This window comes from Escherichia sp. TW14182, from assembly GCF_000208525.1.
Lineage (GTDB): Bacteria > Pseudomonadota > Gammaproteobacteria > Enterobacterales > Enterobacteriaceae > Escherichia > Escherichia ruysiae.
In genome coordinates, this window is record NZ_AEJZ01000035.1 from 1 (window position 1) to 19,399 (window position 19,399).

Genomic DNA, 19,399 nt, shown 5'->3' on the forward strand with positions numbered 1-19,399 from the left:
CCCTGCGTCGTCTGGATTTCGGCGGCTGCCGCCTTTCGCTGGCAACGCCGGTTGATGAAGCCTGGGACGGCCCGCTCTCCTTAAACGGTAAACGTATTGCCACCTCTTATCCTCACCTGCTCAAACGTTATCTCGACCAGAAAGGTATCTCTTTTAAATCCTGCTTACTGAACGGTTCTGTCGAAGTGGCTCCGCGCGCCGGACTGGCGGATGCGATTTGCGATCTGGTTTCCACCGGCGCCACGCTGGAAGCCAACGGCCTGCGCGAAGTCGAAGTTATCTACCGCTCGAAGGCCTGCCTGATCCAGCGCGATGGCGAAATGGAAGAATCCAAACAGCAACTGATCGACAAACTGCTAACCCGTATTCAGGGCGTGATCCAGGCGCGCGAATCGAAATACATCATGATGCACGCACCGACCGAACGTCTGGATGATGTCATCGCCCTGCTACCTGGCGCAGAACGCCCAACAATTCTGCCGCTGGCGGGTGACCAACAGCGCGTAGCAATGCACATGGTCAGTAGCGAAACCCTGTTCTGGGAAACCATGGAAAAACTGAAGGAACTGGGCGCCAGCTCGATTCTGGTTCTGCCAATTGAGAAGATGATGGAGTAATAGCCATGAGCTTTAACACAATCATTGACTGGAATAGCTGTACTGCGGAGCAAAAACGCCAACTGTTAATGCGCCCGGCGATCTCCGCCTCTGAAAGCATCACCCGTACCGTCCGTGAAATTTTAGATAACGTGAAAACTCGCGGCGATGACGCCTTACGGGAATACAGCGCGAAGTTTGATAAAACCACGGTTACCGCGCTGAAAGTAACTACTGAGGAAATTGCCGCAGCCTGCGAACGCCTGAGCGACGACCTGAAACAGGCGATGGCGGTGGCAGTTAAGAATATTGAAAACTTCCATAATGCCCAGAAACTACCGACGGTAGATGTCGAAACTCAGCCAGGCGTGCGTTGCCAGCAGGTCACGCGCCCGGTGGCTTCGGTTGGTTTGTATATTCCTGGCGGCTCCGCCCCGCTTTTCTCAACCGTATTAATGCTGGCGACTCCGGCGCGTATTGCGGGTTGCAATAAAGTCGTGCTGTGCTCACCGCCGCCGATTGCCGATGAGATCCTCTACGCAGCGCAGCTGTGCGGCGTACAAGAAGTGTTTAACGTCGGTGGCGCGCAGGCCATTGCCGCACTGGCGTTTGGTACTGAATCCGTGCCAAAAGTGGACAAAATCTTCGGGCCGGGTAACGCCTTTGTCACCGAAGCAAAACGTCAGGTTAGCCAGCGTCTGGACGGTGCGGCGATCGATATGCCCGCAGGCCCGTCGGAAGTGCTGGTCATTGCCGACAGCGGCGCAACACCGGATTTTGTCGCTTCTGATTTACTCTCCCAGGCAGAACACGGCCCGGATTCACAGGTGATTTTGCTGACTCCCGATGCTGATATGGCGCGTCGCGTTGCCGAAGCCGTCGAACGCCAGTTGGCAGAACTGCCGCGTGCCGAAACCGCACGTCAGGCACTGAGCGCCAGTCGCCTGATCGTGACCAACGATTTAGCGCAGTGCATAGAGATCTCCAACCAGTACGGCCCGGAGCATCTGATCATTCAGACCCGCAACGCCCGTGAACTGGTCGATAGTATCACCAGTGCCGGTTCGGTATTTCTTGGTGACTGGTCACCGGAATCGGCGGGCGACTACGCCTCCGGCACCAATCACGTGCTGCCGACTTACGGTTATACCGCCACCTGTTCCAGCCTCGGCCTGGCGGATTTCCAGAAGCGCATGACCGTGCAAGAACTGTCAAAAGAAGGGTTTTCCGCGCTAGCTTCGACCATTGAAACGCTGGCCGCCGCCGAGCGCCTGACCGCCCACAAAAATGCCGTTACTTTGCGTGTTAACGCCCTTAAGGAGCAAGCATGAGCACCGTGACTATTACCGATTTAGCGCGTGAAAACGTTCGCAACCTGACGCCGTATCAGTCGGCGCGTCGTCTGGGTGGTAACGGCGATGTCTGGCTGAACGCCAACGAATATCCCACAGCCGTCGAGTTTCAGCTAACACAGCAAACGCTCAACCGCTACCCGGAATGTCAGCCGAAAGCGGTCATTGAAAATTATGCGCAGTATGCAGGCGTGAAACCGGAGCAGGTGCTGGTCAGCCGTGGCGCGGACGAAGGTATTGAACTGCTGATTCGCGCTTTTTGCGAACCAGGCAAAGACGCCATCCTCTACTGCCCGCCAACGTACGGCATGTACAGCGTTAGCGCCGAAACCATTGGCGTCGAGTGCCGCACGGTGCCGACGCTGGAAAACTGGCAACTGGACTTGCAGGGGATTTCCGACAAGCTGGACGGCGTGAAAGTGGTCTACGTTTGCAGCCCCAACAACCCAACCGGGCAACTGATCAACCCGCAGGATTTTCGCACGTTGCTGGAGTTAACGCGCGGTAAAGCCATTGTGGTCGCCGATGAAGCTTATATTGAATTTTGCCCACAGGCATCGTTGGCTGGCTGGTTGGCGGAATATCCGCACCTGGCTATTTTGCGCACCCTTTCGAAAGCCTTCGCTCTGGCGGGTCTTCGTTGCGGGTTTACGCTGGCAAACGAAGAAGTCATCAACCTGTTAATGAAAGTGATCGCCCCCTACCCGCTCTCGACGCCGGTTGCCGACATTGCCGCACAGGCGTTAAGCCAGAAGGGAATCATCGCCATGCGCGAACGGGTGGCGCAAATTATTGCAGAACGCGAATACCTGATTGCCGCGCTAAAAGAAATTCCCTGCGTGGAGCAGGTTTTCGACTCCGAAACCAACTACATTCTGGCGCGCTTTAAAGCCTCCAGCGCGGTGTTTAAATCTTTGTGGGATCAGGGCATTATCTTACGTGATCAGAATAAACAACCCTCTTTAAGCGGCTGCCTGCGAATTACCGTCGGAACCCGTGAAGAAAGCCAGCGCGTCATTGACGCCTTACGTGCGGAGCAAGTTTGATGAGTCAGAAGTATCTTTTTATCGATCGCGATGGAACCCTGATTAGCGAGCCGCCGAGTGATTTTCAGGTGGACCGTTTTGACAAACTCGCCTTTGAACCAGGCGTGATCCCGGAACTGCTGAAGCTGCAAAAGGCGGGCTATAAACTGGTGATGATCACCAACCAGGATGGTCTGGGGACGCAAAGTTTCCCGCAGGCGGATTTCGATGGCCCGCACAACCTGATGATGCAGATCTTCACCTCACAAGGCGTTCAGTTTGATGAAGTGCTGATTTGTCCACACCTGCCCGCAGATGAGTGCGTCTGCCGTAAACCGAAAGTAAAACTGGTGGAGCGTTACCTGGCTGAACAAGCAATGGATCGTGCCAACAGTTATGTGATTGGCGATCGCGCGACCGATATTCAACTCGCAGAAAACATGGGCATTAATGGTTTACGCTACAACCGCGAAACCCTGAACTGGCCGATGATTGGCGAGCAACTCACCAAACGTGATCGTTACGCTCACGTGGTACGCAACACCAAAGAGACGCAGATTGACGTTCAGGTGTGGCTGGATCGCGAAGGCGGCAGCAAAATTAACACCGGCGTTGGCTTCTTTGATCACATGCTGGATCAGATCGCCACCCACGGCGGCTTCCGTATGGAAATCAACGTCAAAGGCGACCTCTATATTGACGATCACCACACCGTCGAAGATACCGGCCTGGCGCTGGGCGAAGCGTTAAAAATCGCCCTCGGCGACAAACGCGGTATTTGCCGCTTCGGTTTTGTGCTGCCGATGGACGAATGCCTTGCCCGCTGCGCGCTGGATATCTCTGGTCGCCCGCACCTGGAATATAAAGCCGAATTTACCTACCAGCGCGTGGGCGATCTCAGCACTGAAATGATCGAGCACTTCTTCCGTTCGCTCTCTTACACCATGGGCGTGACCCTGCACCTGAAAACCAAAGGTAAAAACGATCATCACCGTGTAGAGAGCTTGTTCAAAGCCTTTGGTCGCACCCTGCGCCAGGCCATCCGCGTGGAAGGCGACACCTTACCCTCGTCGAAAGGAGTGTTGTAATGAACGTGGTGATCCTTGATACCGGCTGCGCCAACCTGAACTCGGTGAAGTCTGCTATTGCGCGTCACGGCTATGAACCGAAAGTCAGCCGTGATCCGGACGTAGTGTTGCTGGCCGATAAACTGTTTTTACCCGGCGTCGGCACAGCACAAGCGGCGATGGATCAGGTGCGTGAGCGTGAACTGTTTGATCTCATCAAAGCCTGTACTCAACCGGTGCTGGGCATCTGCTTAGGGATGCAACTGCTGGGACGACGCAGCGAAGAGAGCAACGGCGTCGATTTGCTGGGCATCATCGACGAGGATGTGCCGAAAATGACCGACTTTGGTCTGCCGCTGCCGCATATGGGCTGGAATCGCGTTTACCCGCAGGCAGGCAACCGTCTTTTTCAGGGAATTGAAGACGGCGCTTACTTTTACTTTGTTCACAGCTACGCGATGCCGGTCAATCCGTGGACCATCGCCCAATGTAATTACGGCGAACCGTTCACCGCTGCGGTGCAAAAAGATAACTTCTACGGCGTGCAGTTCCACCCGGAGCGTTCTGGTGCCGCTGGCGCTAAGTTGCTGAAAAACTTCCTGGAGATGTAATGATTATTCCGGCATTAGATTTAATCGACGGCACCGTGGTGCGTCTCCATCAGGGCGATTACGGCAAGCAGCGTGATTACGGTAACGACCCGCTGCCACGCTTACAGGATTACGCCGCGCAGGGTGCCGAAGTGCTGCATCTGGTGGATCTGACCGGGGCAAAAGATCCGGCTAAACGCCAAATCCCCCTGATTAAAACGCTGGTCGCGGGCGTTAACGTTCCGGTGCAGGTTGGCGGCGGCGTGCGTAGCGAAGAAGACGTGGCAGCATTACTGGACGCAGGCGTTGCCCGCGTGGTCGTCGGCTCCACTGCGGTAAAATCACCTGACGTGGTGAAAGGATGGTTTGAACGCTTCGGTGCCGATGCGCTGGTGCTGGCGCTGGATGTACGCATTGACGAGCAAGGCAACAAACAGGTGGCAGTGAGCGGCTGGCAAGAAAACTCGGGCGTTTCACTGGAACAACTGGTGGAAACTTATCTACCTGTCGGCCTGAAACATGTACTGTGTACCGATATCTCGCGCGACGGCACGCTGGCAGGTTCGAACGTCTCTTTATATGAAGAAGTGTGCGCCAGATATCCGCAGGTGGCATTTCAGTCCTCCGGCGGCATTGGCGACATTGGTGATGTCGCGGCTCTGCGTGGTACTGGTGTGCGCGGCGTAATAGTTGGTCGGGCATTACTGGAAGGTAAATTTACCGTGAAGGAGGCCATCGCATGTTGGCAAAACGCATAATTCCGTGTCTCGACGTTCGTGATGGTCAGGTGGTGAAAGGCGTACAGTTTCGCAACCATGAAATCATTGGCGATATTGTACCGCTGGCAAAACGCTACGCCGAAGAAGGCGCTGACGAACTGGTGTTCTATGATATCACCGCTTCCAGCGATGGACGGGTGGTAGATAAAAGCTGGGTATCTCGCGTGGCGGAAGTGATCGATATTCCCTTCTGCGTGGCGGGTGGGATTAAGTCTCTGGATGACGCCGCGAAAATTCTTTCTTTTGGCGCTGATAAAATCTCCATCAACTCCCCTGCGCTGGCGGACCCGACATTAATTACTCGTCTGGCAGATCGTTTTGGCGTGCAGTGTATTGTGGTCGGCATTGACACCTGGTACGACGCCGAAACCGGTAAATATCATGTGAATCAATATACCGGCGATGAAAGCCGCACCCGCGTTACCCAGTGGGAAACGCTCGACTGGGTACAGGAAGTGCAAAAACGCGGTGCCGGAGAAATCGTTCTTAATATGATGAATCAGGATGGCGTGCGTAACGGTTACGATCTCGAGCAGCTGAAAAAAGTGCGTGAAGTTTGCCACGTCCCGCTGATTGCCTCCGGTGGCGCGGGCACTATGGAACACTTCCTCGAAGCCTTCCGCGATGCCGACGTTGACGGCGCGCTGGCTGCTTCCGTATTCCACAAACAAATAATCAATATTGGTGAATTAAAAGCGTACCTGGCAACACAGGGCGTGGAGATCAGGATATGTTAACAGAACAACAACGTCGCGAACTTGACTGGGAAAAAACCGACGGGATGATGCCGGTAATCGTGCAACACGCGGTATCCGGCGAAGTGTTAATGCTGGGCTACATGAACCCGGAAGCCCTGGATAAAACCATAGAGAGCGGCAAAGTTACCTTCTTCTCGCGCACTAAACAGCGACTGTGGATCAAAGGCGAAACATCGGGCAATTTCCTCAACGTAGTGAGCATTGCGCCGGACTGCGACAACGACACACTACTGGTGCTGGCGAATCCCATCGGCCCAACCTGCCACAAAGGCACCAACAGCTGCTTCGGCGACACCGCTCACCAGTGGCTGTTCCTGTATCAACTGGAACAACTGCTCGCCGAGCGCAAATCTGCCGATCCGGAAACCTCCTACACTGCCAAACTGTATGCCAGTGGCACCAAGCGTATCGCACAGAAAGTGGGTGAAGAAGGTGTGGAAACCGCACTGGCAGCAACGGTACATGACCGCTTTGAGCTGACCAACGAGGCATCGGATTTGATGTATCACCTGCTGGTGCTGTTGCAGGATCAGGATCTGGATTTAACGACGGTGATTGAGAACTTACGCAAGCGGCATCAGTGAGTTGCAGGCTGACTGGATGTGATGTTGTTGTCACATCGGCAACAAAAAACGGGCACGGTGTCACCACCCTGCCCGTATTCTTTAAAGCTAAAAAGATTATTTCGCGTTGTAATTACGCAGCGCGTTACGCCCCAGCACAATCCCCGCTCCAACCATACCGCCCAGCAGCACAGCCAGAATCAGTGTGATGGCCTTTTTCGGGCTATCGCGACGTACTGGCAGTGTGGGTTTCATAACGTAACGGTAGGCATTTATATTAAGATCATCAACCTTCAGGCTTTCGATATCCAAAAGGTTTTGACGAGTCTGGTAGTAGCCAGGAGAGAAAACCAGCGGACGGGTCGCTTCATGCTTGATCATCGACTCCAGTGCATCACTACCCAGAAGGAACAACGTATCCTGCGTTACGTCTTCGGTCTGTTGAATCTGTGGCTTTGCTAACTGTGCCTGATTCGCATATTGCAACGCTTCCTGAATCTGGCGGATACGCAGATCTTTTTGCTCCTGCGCCACCACTTCCTGCGTTTTCAATGAGTCTTTCAGGGTTTTCATACCCAAGGCAATATTATCTTTCAGGTCCTTTTCCAGCTCTTCATTCACCTGGTCATCAACCTGTTGAATATATTCAGCCAGCTTCTTCTGTGCGTCCGCCGCAGTTTGCCCGACATAAGAAACAGCTAACGGCAACGGCTGGTTTTTAACAGAAGGTTCAATGGTTAGTTTTTCTGGTTCTTCCTGATTATCCAGCGTTTCGGCTAATGCAGAGAAGGCAGAACTGAAGCGACCAATTAACGCCTCCTGTAAATCCGACACTTTCGGTGCAGCCGGACCATAGATAACATTCATGGCATTGTTATAGCCAGCAATTTGCCCCACATCTGGCTGAGTAACAATGGCTGTCGACGTCCATTTCTCTTTCGCGACCGCCAGATATCCGATAGCCAGAGCGATTGCCACAATAACAGTGATGAAGATTGTCACCTTCCCACGCCACAACTGCATCAGTAAATCAATTAAATCAATCTGTTCCGGGTCATGGTTATGCCCAGGAATATTATTATTTTCAACTCTCATCATTACCCTAACAGACGGAAAATTTCAGGTCGCCATAGTTTAGCGATAATCTGTATGAATGCTATAGGAGTAACAATAAAAATACTGAATTAATCCACAAACATTAAATGACGTGCGTACAGAAAACCATCATGATAACAATAGGTTAGTCACTACCGAAAAGATCACGGGTATAGACCTTATTTGCTACATCCTTAAGCTCTTCAGACATACGATTAGAAATGATGACATCAGCCTGTTGCTTAAACGTTGTGAGGTCACATTCCAGTCGCGAGTTGAAGAACGATTCTTCCTTCATCACTGGTTCATAAATGATAACTTCAACACCCTTAGCTTTGATCCGCTTCATAATCCCCTGAATGGACGAAGCGCGGAAGTTATCCGAACCACTCTTCATAATCAGACGATATATTCCAACTACTTTAGGTTTGCGCGACAAGATAGCATCAGCGATGAAGTCTTTCCGGGTACGATTAGCCTCAACGATGGCGGAGATAATATTATTGGGAACAGACTGATAGTTTGCCAACAGCTGCTTAGTATCTTTCGGTAGACAGTAGCCACCGTAACCAAATGATGGATTGTTGTAGTGGTTGCCGATGCGCGGATCAAGACAAACGCCTTCAATAATTTGACGGGTGTTCAATCCTAAACTTTCTGCATAACTATCCAGTTCGTTAAAGTACGCCACACGCATCGCGAGATAGGTATTAGCAAAAAGTTTAATTGCTTCAGCTTCTGTTGAATCAGTAAACAGGGTCGGAATATTTTGTTTGATTGCCCCTTCTTGTAATAACGCGGCAAAACGCTCTGCACGTTCAGAACGTTCGCCGATCACGATACGAGAAGGATGAAGATTATCGTAAAGGGCTTTACCTTCGCGAAGGAATTCGGGGGAGAAAATAATATTTTCGGTGTGGTATTTCTTATGCATAGCGGCGGTAAAACCTACCGGAACCGTGGATTTGATAACCATTACCGCCTGGGGATTTATCTCTGTTACATCTTTAATTACTGATTCTACGCTGGATGTATTGAAATAATTAGTTTTAGGATCATAGTCAGTCGGAGTTGCGATAATCACATAATCTGTATTCCGGTAGGCTTCATTTTTATCTAAAGTGGCATTAAAGCATATTTTATCTGATTGCAAATACTGCTGAATCTCCTTGTCAACAATAGGAGATATCCTATCATTCAGCATTGCGACGCGTGCTGGTAAAATATCTAATGCTACAACCTCATGATTTTGTGCGATTAAAAGCCCATTTGAAAGGCCTACATAACCAGTACCGGAAATGGTGATTTTCATTTCATGCTCTCAGAATTAACTTAACTATGAATCATGATGTTTTTAGCATCCTGATAAGAGTTAAAAGTTTTAACGCTACGATGATGACTGGTCAACGCAACGAAAAACAATTCAGATTTTCTTTATAAGAATAGCTAATATTTATTAAGTTAATATTAAGCAATGAAATTTAGTCTATAAGATTTATGGCAAAAAAAAGCCCAGCGATAAATGCCGGGCCTTAGTTTATTACTGATTAAATCAGATTAATCCAACCATTCGGTGTGGAATACACCTTCTTTATCAATGCGCTTATAAGTATGCGCACCGAAATAGTCACGCTGTGCCTGGATCAGGTTCGCAGGCAGTACTGCGGCACGGTAGCTGTCGTAATAGGCAACCGCAGCGGCAAAGGTAGGAACCGGGATACCGTTCTGTACCGCATAAGCTACGACATCACGCAATGCCTGCTGGTATTCGTCGGCAATTTGTTTGAAGTACGGAGCCAGCAGCAGGTTAGCGATCTTCGGATTTTCAGCGTAAGCATCAGTGATTTTCTGCAGGAACTGAGCGCGGATGATACAGCCAGCGCGGAAGATCTTCGCGATTTCACCATAGTTCAGATCCCAGTTGTACTCTTCAGACGCGGCACGTAGCTGTGAGAAGCCCTGAGCGTAAGAAACAATCTTACCCAGATAAAGCGCACGACGAACTTTCTCAATGAATTCAGCTTTGTCGCCTGCAGGTTGTGCTTGCGGACCGGACAGTACTTTAGACGCCGCAACACGCTGCTCTTTGAGAGAAGAGATGTAACGTGCAAACACTGATTCAGTGATCAGTGACAGAGGCTCACCGAGATCCAGTGCGCTCTGACTGGTCCACTTACCAGTACCTTTGTTAGCTGCCTCATCCAGAATCACATCGACCAGGTAGTTACCGTCTTCATCTTTTTTAGTGAAGATATCTTTAGTGATGTCGATCAGGTAGCTGCTCAGCTCACCGTTATTCCACTCGGTGAAAGTCTGAGCCAGTTCTTCGTTGGAAAGGTTCAGGCCACCTTTAAGCAGAGAATAGGCTTCCGCAATCAGCTGCATATCGCCGTATTCAATACCGTTGTGAACCATTTTTACGTAGTGACCTGCACCATCGGCACCAATATAGGTAACACACGGTTCGCCATCTTCAGCTACGGCAGCAATTTTGGTGAGGATTGGCGCAACCAGTTCATAGGCTTCTTTCTGACCACCAGGCATGATGGAAGGCCCTTTCAGCGCGCCCTCTTCTCCGCCGGAAACACCAGTACCGATGAAATTAAAACCTTCTGCGGAAAGCTCACGGTTGCGACGAATGGTGTCCTGGAAGAAAGTATTACCACCATCAATGATGATATCGCCTTTATCGAGGTATGGTTTCAGGGAATCAATAGCAGCATCCGTGCCTGCACCTGCTTTCACCATTAACAGGATGCGACGAGGCGTTTCAAGAGATTCAACAAACTCTTTCACCGTATAGTAAGGAACCAGTTTTTTGCCTGGATTTTCAGCAATAACTTCTTCCGTCTTTTCACGGGAACGGTTGAAAATAGAGACGGTATAACCACGGCTTTCGATGTTGAGCGCAAGGTTGCGCCCCATCACTGCCATACCGACGACGCCAATCTGTTGCTTTGACATTGTTTACTCCTGTCAGGGGTGGTCACCGCGGGGTTGCGGCTTATTTAAGATAAAGAATAGCTTAATTTATATCTTATTTTACAGTCATATTTTTCATAATTAGGAGATCGATTACTTCTTACCCAATCATCTACTTATCCACTGATATTATAAAAACGTTCAGCAAGTTTTATTAATTCACTATCACTATTATTTGGTATTAGTTCAACATGATTTTCTTTGCTTGTAATGAAATAGTCACTACCAATAGCAGAAAGATGTGAAAATGGCGATGTGCATTCCTTATCAAAAAGAGAACATCCCAAAAAATAGTTCATTGAATACTGAATCCCTAACATGTGCAATATTGTTGGCGCAAAACTTAATGAATTTTTACCGTCTGCATCCAAAATTTCAGGAGTGATATCTCCTCCAATAACCAGAAATGGTATTTCGCCTACAAAGTAACGAGAATCGCTATTAAATGCTTTTTTATATTCTGTCGAAGGAAATGTTGAATGATCTGACGTTATTATTAATAATGTATTATTATAAAATGAACTACGCCGAAAGAAGTCAACAAATTTCCCTAACTGAAAATCATAGTTATAGAATTTATTGTAGAGCGGGTTGTTACCATCAAAATATTTTTCATTTGGACTATCTTGACCATGATGAGTACCAGATGGATAGACACCAATAAAAAAGTGTTCTTTTTTATTTTCCTGAGAGCGTAAAAAATATTGCAGTGCATTAAATGTTTGCTTATCCGTCATTCTATCTCGTTGATAACCAATAAAATCACCCATACCAAGAACTTTATCAAAATTAAGTGTTTTCAACATTGTGTTGAGTGGGTTGTTTTTTTCGGTGGATGCTATAAAATAACTTTTATAACCATACTCTTTCAATATATCCGGTAAAGAGGTTTGACGGTGAAGATAAATATTATCAATTTCTGAGTTAGATAATTGTCCAATACCTGTACCAGTATCAGTAAAGCCATCCCGAAATTGATAACCAGAAGTTAACTGACCTCTTAACCCTCGAAAGGTTGCAGCTGTATGGTTATAATAGTTTTTAAAGCTTAGTGCTTCAGTAGATAACTTATTTAAATTAGGCGTAACTGAAAATGCTCCAGGTTTAGAGCTGCCCATAATTTCAGATGAAAAGCCCTCAGTAAATATTACAATAACATTACGGCCTTTGAAACTGTAGTTATTTCCTATAGGGTTAATAAAAACACTTGTTTTTAAAAAAGATTTTCCTGCATCTCCGATCTTATTACTAGGCTTAAAGGTTTGCTGTAAATAGAACAATTTTGCCGTTTCATAAAAAGCATATACTGGCCCCGTATTTATAAAAGAACATACAAGCAATAATCCTATACAGAGAATATTAGATTTATAATATTTAATACGCTCGATTAGAGCACCTGAAGGCATCGTAATGAATGAAACTATAACAAATAAAATAAAAACAAAAAAAACTTTAATTACCTCGCCAATGCCCAGGGATTCAATTTCTGCAGCATTCGACAAGGCAAGAGGCATCAAATATTGCCCCGAACTAAATAGCGACGCTGCCTGCACACCTAAAATAGAGAGATAAATCCCCCACAAAACATTTCTTACAAACTTTCTTTTTATCAGAAAGATTGCCACACTTATAAATGTGTATTCAATAGTAAATAAAAAAACACAATCTACCCTTCCAGAGTAAAGTAAAATACTCAAAAAAATACAGAAAGGTAAAATCATTCTAATGATACTCATAAAGTTCATGTTGGGTTAAACCATTTTATTTAAAATTTTTAATGCTATTTATTCAGCATTGTACCACCAGGGCAAGATTACGAAAGTCGGCTCCCCACAAGGACTGATGCGAGGTAGTCTCTGTCCATAGCAGCTTTTCTCAGCTTACGTCTTAACCCAGCCTTGAATACTTTATCTTTCGTCAAAATATTAATGGCGATATGCCTTATCCTTGAAAATAATTCTGCTGCCTTTCCCCTTCTTATTTTGCAGTCGCCTTCATTCATTACCACGTCCAGACTCCAGTACAGCTTACTCTCCACGTGCCAGTGATTTCGAATCTCTGTTGCAAACTTCTCTTCTGTTAAATCAGCAGAACTGATATAATATCTGACCGCCATTTCTGGATCCTTCTTTTGTTCTGCTATTATTGACCGAAAGGAGACTGCCACGCATAATTTTTTCAGTCCTTTCCATTCAAACGTGAAGTCAATAAGTTCATCAGGGACATCGCAAACAATATATAGACGGATTTCTTCTCTGCCGTGACTCTTTTCACTAATTGCGTAACTGTCATGCTTTGGATTATTTAATTCTTTCAGCGGGAATTTTTCCTCAAAGGATTTATTAAGCCGCCACTCATTTTCTTTTACAGCGAATAAATAATCACCTTCCTGTTTTTATATCTTCTCTGCAATATCTTTCTGGCAACCCATCGCATCAGTTGTGATAATTTTTCCTTTAATATCCATCATGTTAAGAAGTTCAGGAATCGCTGTAATCTCATGAATTTCTCATCCGTCTTGATCTGGATGAGAACCAGACTGTGCATGGCCTAGAACGCACTAATAACCTGAATCACTCCCCTGCAACGACTTTTATCATAACAGTACCGCAGTGTTTTTCCATCAATAACAATGATGTCTATGTCATCTGAAGAATGACATGCACAGATCCTGTTAATAATACATTCATGAAATTTTGCAGGACTGATACAGGATAAAGTTCCGGAAATGGTATCGTGAACAGGAATACCATTTTCAAAATCACCATATTGCTTCAAAAAATCGAGGTGAGTCTCACCGAAATCCGCCATATATTTCCATCCTTCAGCCACGGAAATGACGGCGAAAATAGTCAGCACCAGGATACCTAATAATTAATGTTCTACTTTACAGACTTGTCTATAATCAAGAATAATAGAAATATGTTCCATCAGCTTTTCAAGTTCCATTTTGTTCTCCTTATTTATATAAGGAGCACTTGATCATATATAAGCAGTGATAAATAGTTTTTGCTACTGAGCAATATCACAATTACTGAACATAAAATGCTAATTGTTTAGTGCAAAAAAATTATTTCTGATTATCTTTCCTGTATATAAATGCAGTTGGAATATGTATTTTGAAATGCATTTATAAATTTAGAGATTGCCTCCTGCTCATTATAACAAGGAATAATTATAGCAATATTAAAAGAGTGATAAAAAAGCCCCTAATATAAACTATTTACCTCCAGAAGTGAGGTTGTTACTAATTTTGACATTTTCTATAGAAAATATCCATAAAACTACAACTCCTATAATAAAAATCCCCATGGGTGTAAAAAGAAATGGATTAGTTATAGAAACGGTAATACTGAAAAAAAGTATTAACGACATCATTAAGGATGTTTTTGTAGTATTTAAAAAATAACCTTTCACAAAGATAAGCAACATAGGAATTATTGATGTAAATACACCAATAACACCTGTTTTCTGAAGAATCTCAAGAGGTACTATTTCTATCCTTAATCGATCTAATATAAATGAACCAAATCCTCCTCCAAACAAGAACGTCGCTAAATCAACATTTTTATAATAAAAAAATAAATCATTAAATCTAACAGAGTCAGAATCTTCACTGCGTGATCCGACCATGTAAAGCATTATTATAAACAGAACGCAGCCCAATATTATTATAATCGTATTTAAATATAGTTTATGTAATTTAAAACTGGCCAATAGCAGTGATAATGTCGTAAAAAGTAATACACCTCTTGATTCCGTCAATAATATTGCTAGCACTATTATGAGACATTTTAAATATTTTTTGTCGACAAAACTGATAATCGCACCGACACCAAAAAAGTAGAAGGATTTGGAAAAAAAAGCCCCATCGGGACGAAAAAAAAACTCGCTAGTCAATGATAATTGTTTATAAATTAAATTAAAATCTAACAAGCCCAAATTCAGCAAAATTATGTATAAAATGTATAATAGTGCTCCATATAATGCAAATACATTAACTGTTTTAATGAAAGTTTTACATAAAAACACTTTTAAAGTATAGCTTAGTGTAAATAAATATATAAGTGACAGCATAAAAAGGTATGGTTGCACGTCAAACAGTATATCATTTACTTTATTACCATTTAATAAGCCAACAAAGAAACCATATAGTGGGAATAAAAGCAACCATATAAAAAGACTAACACATTTTTGGTTAATTGAAAAATTCAATGTGACTAAATTTAAAGTTAAGAGTATAAAACTACATACAAATAATAAATATCGCAAAGGGAATATCCCCAATGGATCCAGTAATCTTCCACCACCACCAACAATCAGTTCAATACATAAAAATGTTATAAAAATTTTATTTATATTATTCATATTCGTAAGGTGATATTTTTTAAAAAATATTTAAAATCAACATTAATAAAATATAAATTTTATCAGCCTTTTTCCGCCTTAACTTCCAAAAACTTAAAGCCAAGATCAAATTGCCTATATAACCTTTATCCAATTGATTTTTCACAAAGCTATCATCAGCTAATATATTAGCTATTTTAGTTACTTCCTTTCGATACCACTTGTTTCTTACCAAACCAAGTCGCTTGTATTTTGCTTTAAAATTAATATTTGCTCCCACTTGGTTGTTTTCATGTTGTCTGTACAACATTGTTGGTTTTCTATCAATATACCACGAATAATTTCTCGTCCGAGCAAATGAATATAAAAACCAATCATGCAGACAGATATCTTGTGCAGCATTTTTATTATTTATGATGAACTTTTTAAATTCAATCAGCGTTTCTTTTTTTATAACATATGTACACCCTGGACCTGCTGCTTCAAAAAAATAATCGAATTGAGTTTGGAACTGAGCTTTATCAACTAAATTTTTTTTCCCTGATGGATAGTATGCAATTACATTGCTGGAATAACAATCCGCATTATTTAATGCCAAGCAGTCAATTGCATTTTTTATTTTGCCTTTATACCAAATATCATCCTGATCACTAAAACAGATATAATCATAATTTTCAAAATCGACATCTTTAATTAATCTATAAAAATTCTTACCTGCCCCTCCAAACTTATCGGTGCTAGGAAGTATATTTATAATTGACGGATGTAATGCTTTAAATTCTTCACAGATGTTTAATGTATTATCAGTTGATAAATCATCTGATATAAATATTGAGAGGTCTACACCCCTTTGCCCTATAATACTTTTTAATTGCTCCTCAATCCAGCATTCGCCATTATACGTAGCCATGAGTACAGCAACTCTTTTTTGATCATAACTATGCATTGTAACGACCGCCCCCAGTAATTCCTCTTATTCCATCCAGCGTAGCCAAAATATATTTTTTCATATATTCAATTTTATTTTTTTGAGTTGCGATAATTAAAGTTGTATGAATTAAAGAAAAAACAACTTCCCTAATAGAGAGTAAAAGAGGTACATGATTTTTTCTAAGCAAAAGAAATGCATTTCTTACTCGATAATAACGACGTACTGGCGAGTGAATTGGTATGTTAATCCCACAGATTTTTACTGACTTATCCCCAATAGCATGAACCATTTCTATATCAGGAATGATATGAACTAATATGCCATAGTTTAAGCATCTAAGACACCATTCTGTATCGACATAATCAATAAAAAGTTCCTCATCCATCATTCCAACAATCTCAAAAACTTCTTTTGAAACCATGGTTCCGGATGAGATTGTTACTGAACTTTTAAACGGTGTCTGTCCTTCAGTGACATGAATTTTCTCTCGAAGACCATTTTTTTTGATATTACAAATAGGATAATAATGTGACTTATCTCTATCAATAAAAACTGGGCCAGCTATTTTTGCATTTTCATTATCCATATAGCAGGAAAGTTTTTTGATAAACTCATTGCGAATACGGCTATCTTGATCAAAAAAAATTATCTTCTCTGCCCTTTTTTCAAGAGAATATCGAATCCCAATATTTTGTGCTTTTGCTATACCTTCATTCCTACCAAGACAAATTAAATGAACTTTTTCGATGTCTGCTAATTTATCTTTCAAGGTAAAATTAGTACTATTATCGACTACTACAACGTAACAATTTTGCTCCTTTAGTTCAGTAATCAGTGCATTCAGATTTTTAAGTTCGGGATTATATGTCACAATGACAGCGTAAATATTACTATTCATTATCCAAGTGACTCAGTAATTGGTTAATTTTAGTCTTCATATACAGAACACATTCTAGTATAAAGCCATTGTAATAACAGAGCATCTAAAATTACACGTATGCTCCAGGATATTGCGGCACCCAGTAACCCATATTTTTCGACCATAAAATACAAAAGGGCTAAATAAGGAACCAATTCAGCACAATGAATCAAAGCAGTAATTTTAGATTTTCCTAATGCCTGGATTGCAGAGAATGGTATCATTGCCAGCGCATTGAAGAAAAAACCGATCAATAACACATTTAATATTTTAAAGGAATTAATTTGGTAATTTTCACCAAACCATATTTTCAATACAAGCCCTGAATACAACAAGCCTATGATTATCACCGGCAAACAGATTAGAAACATTAAAAGCAATGATTTATTTACATTACGTTTAAATTCTTTAAAGTCTTTAATGTTACTTAACCTTGGAAACACAGCTCTCCCGATTGCTGCAGGTATTATTCCTAATTTTAGAATAACCTCCGCTGGTGCAGAATAAAATGCAACTTTATCTGCCCCCATAATATTTGACACTATAAATCGATCAAAATACACCATGACCGGACTTATGATATTACTTACTGTCATCCAACCGCCAAAGAAAAAGAGTCGTTTAAAGGTTTTATAACAAAAATGAACCCCCGAAATTTTAATATCATTCCTGACATAATAGGCAGAGACTAAAATCGAAATAACTCTTGCAAATATTAAACCAGCAACCGCTGCCGACAATGTAGCACTATAAAAAACAAATATGGCCGGAATTCCCGCGATGCAAGAGCTTGATATAGATTTTTGAATATTTACAATGCCAAATTTTTCATCCCCCTCAAGAATGGCTGACCATAATTGATTTAGAATAAATAATGGAATGCAAATAGCCAACAGTTTAAATGCTAGTTGTATATCACTATGTTCAACACCAGAAATTTTTAGATAATTAACGATTCCATCAGAGAAAATCAATAATAAAAAAGCACCAAAGCATGAAAATAGCACCAAAAAAGATGTACTTGTTGAAATTACCTTGGTTCTTTCATGATGATTATCACGATGAATTGCAATTTCTCTAATAACAGAGCGAGTCAGGCCTACATCAAAAATTCCAGCATACCCAACAAGTGCAATTGCAATTGTATAAACACCGAAACCTTCAGGCCCCAAACCTCGAGCGAGAAATCCTAGCGAGGGGATAGCAATTAAAGTTGGTATTGCATAGCCAAAAAGGTTCCAGACACTATTTTTTATTATGCTCATTATTACATTTCTTTATCATATAAAATAATCAGCATCTACAAATTTTTGACCATTAATATCTTTATCAGAAAGCAATGGATTTTGAACCGGCCATTCTATATTTATACTTTTGTCGCTCCATAAAATCCCACGTTCTTGCATTTTTGAATAGAAATTATTTGTTTTGTAGACAAATTCTGCTTCATCACTAAGAACGCAAAACCCATGAGCAAATCCTTCCGGTATCCATAATTGACGCTTATTCTCCGCCGACAAATTTACACCAACCCACTTGCCAAATGTTGGTGATGATTTCCGAATATCAACCGCAACATCAAAAACTTCACCGACAACACAGCGTACCAGTTTTCCTTGTGCATAGGGTTCTAACTGGTAATGAAGCCCACGTAATACGCCTTTACTGGATTTAGAATGGTTATCCTGAACAAATTCAACCTTCCGTCCCACCGCTTCTTCGAAAACTTTCTGATTGAAGCTTTCCATAAAAAAGCCCCGCTCATCACCAAATACTTTTGGTTCAAAAATTAGCACATCAGGAATTTCAGTTTCAATTACGTTCATTTTATTAATAACCCTTAATCATTTTTAGCAGATACTGACCATAAGCATTTTTCTTTAGCGGCTCGGCCAATATCTTCACCTGCTCTGCATCAATAAATCCTTTACGATAAGCAATTTCTTCCGGGCAAGAAACTTTCAACCCTTGACGCTCTTCAATTGTTGCAATGAAGTTACTTGCTTCAATAAGGCTTTGATGAGTTCCTGTATCCAGCCATGCATAACCACGCCCCATCATAGCGACAGACAAACGTCCTTGTTCCATATAAATACGGTTAATATCGGTAATTTCCAGTTCGCCACGGGCAGAAGGCTTAAGGTTTTTCGCCATTTCCACAACATCATTGTCATAGAAATAAAGCCCAGTAACCGCATAGTTACTTTTTGGTTCCAGAGGTTTTTCTTCCAGACTAATTGCCGTACCGTTATTATCAAACTCCACGACACCATAACGTTCAGGATCATTAACGTGATAAGCAAATACCGTTGCACCGCTTTCTTTGTTAACAGCAGTTTCCATTAATTTCGGCAAGTCGTGTCCATAGAAGATATTATCGCCAAGCACGAGTGCA

Annotated in this window: 18 protein-coding genes and 1 pseudogene; 8 read left to right on the forward strand and 11 right to left on the reverse strand. The window is 43.2% G+C overall.

The window, feature by feature from the left end:
- From hisG to hisIE, 8 genes are all read left to right on the forward strand, one after another.
- On the forward strand, positions 1-617 hold a 617-nt coding region (gene hisG / locus EQY_RS0103550; RefSeq protein ID WP_000696440.1), incomplete at its 5' end, for an ATP phosphoribosyltransferase.
- Positions 618-622: 5 nt separating this feature from the next.
- Positions 623-1,927 carry a histidinol dehydrogenase gene (gene hisD / locus EQY_RS0103555; protein ID WP_000009582.1) on the forward strand — a complete coding sequence of 435 codons (1,305 nt, stop codon included), beginning with the start codon at positions 623-625 and terminating at the stop codon, positions 1,925-1,927.
- Complete coding sequence (gene hisC / locus EQY_RS0103560) at positions 1,924-2,994, forward strand: histidinol-phosphate transaminase (RefSeq protein WP_000108974.1); 1,071 nt, start codon at positions 1,924-1,926, stop codon at positions 2,992-2,994. The genes hisD and hisC overlap by 4 nt, the downstream gene beginning before the upstream one ends.
- Positions 2,994-4,061, forward strand: a complete 1,068-nt coding sequence (gene hisB, locus EQY_RS0103565; RefSeq protein WP_000080112.1) for a bifunctional histidinol-phosphatase/imidazoleglycerol-phosphate dehydratase HisB — start codon at positions 2,994-2,996, stop codon at positions 4,059-4,061. Before hisC ends, hisB begins: the two co-directional genes overlap by 1 nt.
- Positions 4,061-4,651 (forward strand): imidazole glycerol phosphate synthase subunit HisH, encoded by a 591-nt coding sequence (gene hisH, locus EQY_RS0103570; protein ID WP_001103560.1) that lies wholly within the window; start codon positions 4,061-4,063, stop codon positions 4,649-4,651. The genes hisB and hisH overlap by 1 nt, the downstream gene beginning before the upstream one ends.
- Positions 4,651-5,388 carry a 1-(5-phosphoribosyl)-5-[(5-phosphoribosylamino)methylideneamino]imidazole-4-carboxamide isomerase gene (gene hisA / locus EQY_RS0103575; protein WP_000586430.1) on the forward strand — a complete coding sequence of 246 codons (738 nt, stop codon included), beginning with the start codon at positions 4,651-4,653 and terminating at the stop codon, positions 5,386-5,388. Before hisH ends, hisA begins: the two co-directional genes overlap by 1 nt.
- Positions 5,370-6,146: an imidazole glycerol phosphate synthase subunit HisF gene (gene hisF / locus EQY_RS0103580; protein WP_000880156.1), complete on the forward strand. Its 777-nt coding sequence runs from the start codon at positions 5,370-5,372 to the stop codon at positions 6,144-6,146. The genes hisA and hisF overlap by 19 nt, the downstream gene beginning before the upstream one ends.
- A complete protein-coding gene (gene hisIE / locus EQY_RS0103585) occupies positions 6,140-6,751 on the forward strand; it encodes a bifunctional phosphoribosyl-AMP cyclohydrolase/phosphoribosyl-ATP diphosphatase HisIE (protein ID WP_000954928.1) in 612 nt (203 codons plus the stop codon). Before hisF ends, hisIE begins: the two co-directional genes overlap by 7 nt.
- Before the next feature lie 96 nt (positions 6,752-6,847).
- On the opposite strand, the gene wzzB is transcribed toward hisIE, so the two are convergent.
- The 11 genes and pseudogenes from wzzB to EQY_RS0103645 all read right to left on the reverse strand — a co-directional run.
- The gene (gene wzzB / locus EQY_RS0103590) at positions 6,848-7,825 is read right to left on the reverse strand and encodes an LPS O-antigen chain length determinant protein WzzB (protein ID WP_001261963.1); all 978 of its coding nucleotides are present in this window, start codon (positions 7,823-7,825) and stop codon (positions 6,848-6,850) included.
- A 145-nt stretch (positions 7,826-7,970) separates the two neighbouring features.
- Positions 7,971-9,137 carry a UDP-glucose 6-dehydrogenase gene (gene ugd / locus EQY_RS0103595; protein ID WP_000704837.1) on the reverse strand — a complete coding sequence of 389 codons (1,167 nt, stop codon included), beginning with the start codon at positions 9,135-9,137 and terminating at the stop codon, positions 7,971-7,973.
- A gap of 245 nt (positions 9,138-9,382) precedes the next feature.
- Positions 9,383-10,789: an NADP-dependent phosphogluconate dehydrogenase gene (gene gnd / locus EQY_RS0103600; RefSeq protein ID WP_000043469.1), complete on the reverse strand. Its 1,407-nt coding sequence runs from the start codon at positions 10,787-10,789 to the stop codon at positions 9,383-9,385.
- 134 nt (positions 10,790-10,923) lie between these two features.
- Positions 10,924-12,543 (reverse strand): LTA synthase family protein, encoded by a 1,620-nt coding sequence (locus EQY_RS0103605; protein WP_237712257.1) that lies wholly within the window; start codon positions 12,541-12,543, stop codon positions 10,924-10,926.
- A gap of 77 nt (positions 12,544-12,620) precedes the next feature.
- Positions 12,621-13,756 (reverse strand): annotated as a pseudogene (locus EQY_RS23910) (ISAs1 family transposase).
- A 270-nt stretch (positions 13,757-14,026) separates the two neighbouring features.
- Positions 14,027-15,175, reverse strand: a complete 1,149-nt coding sequence (locus EQY_RS0103620; protein WP_001059775.1) for a hypothetical protein — start codon at positions 15,173-15,175, stop codon at positions 14,027-14,029.
- Between the two features lie 19 nt (positions 15,176-15,194).
- On the reverse strand, positions 15,195-16,100 hold the full coding sequence (gene rfbG, locus EQY_RS0103625; RefSeq protein WP_000556554.1) for a dTDP-rhamnosyl transferase RfbG: 906 nt from the start codon (positions 16,098-16,100) through the stop codon (positions 15,195-15,197).
- Positions 16,093-16,983, reverse strand: a complete 891-nt coding sequence (locus EQY_RS0103630) for a rhamnosyltransferase (protein ID WP_001087600.1) — start codon at positions 16,981-16,983, stop codon at positions 16,093-16,095. The genes rfbG and EQY_RS0103630 overlap by 8 nt, the downstream gene beginning before the upstream one ends.
- Positions 16,984-17,012: 29 nt before the next feature.
- Complete coding sequence (wzx, locus tag EQY_RS0103635; protein WP_000022478.1) at positions 17,013-18,269, reverse strand: O13/O129/O135 family O-antigen flippase; 1,257 nt, start codon at positions 18,267-18,269, stop codon at positions 17,013-17,015.
- Positions 18,270-18,284: 15 nt separating this feature from the next.
- On the reverse strand, positions 18,285-18,830 hold the full coding sequence (gene rfbC, locus EQY_RS0103640) for a dTDP-4-dehydrorhamnose 3,5-epimerase (protein WP_001100716.1): 546 nt from the start codon (positions 18,828-18,830) through the stop codon (positions 18,285-18,287).
- Between the two features lie 4 nt (positions 18,831-18,834).
- The coding region (locus EQY_RS0103645; RefSeq protein ID WP_000630084.1) for a sugar phosphate nucleotidyltransferase at positions 18,835-19,399 on the reverse strand (565 nt) is incomplete at its 5' end.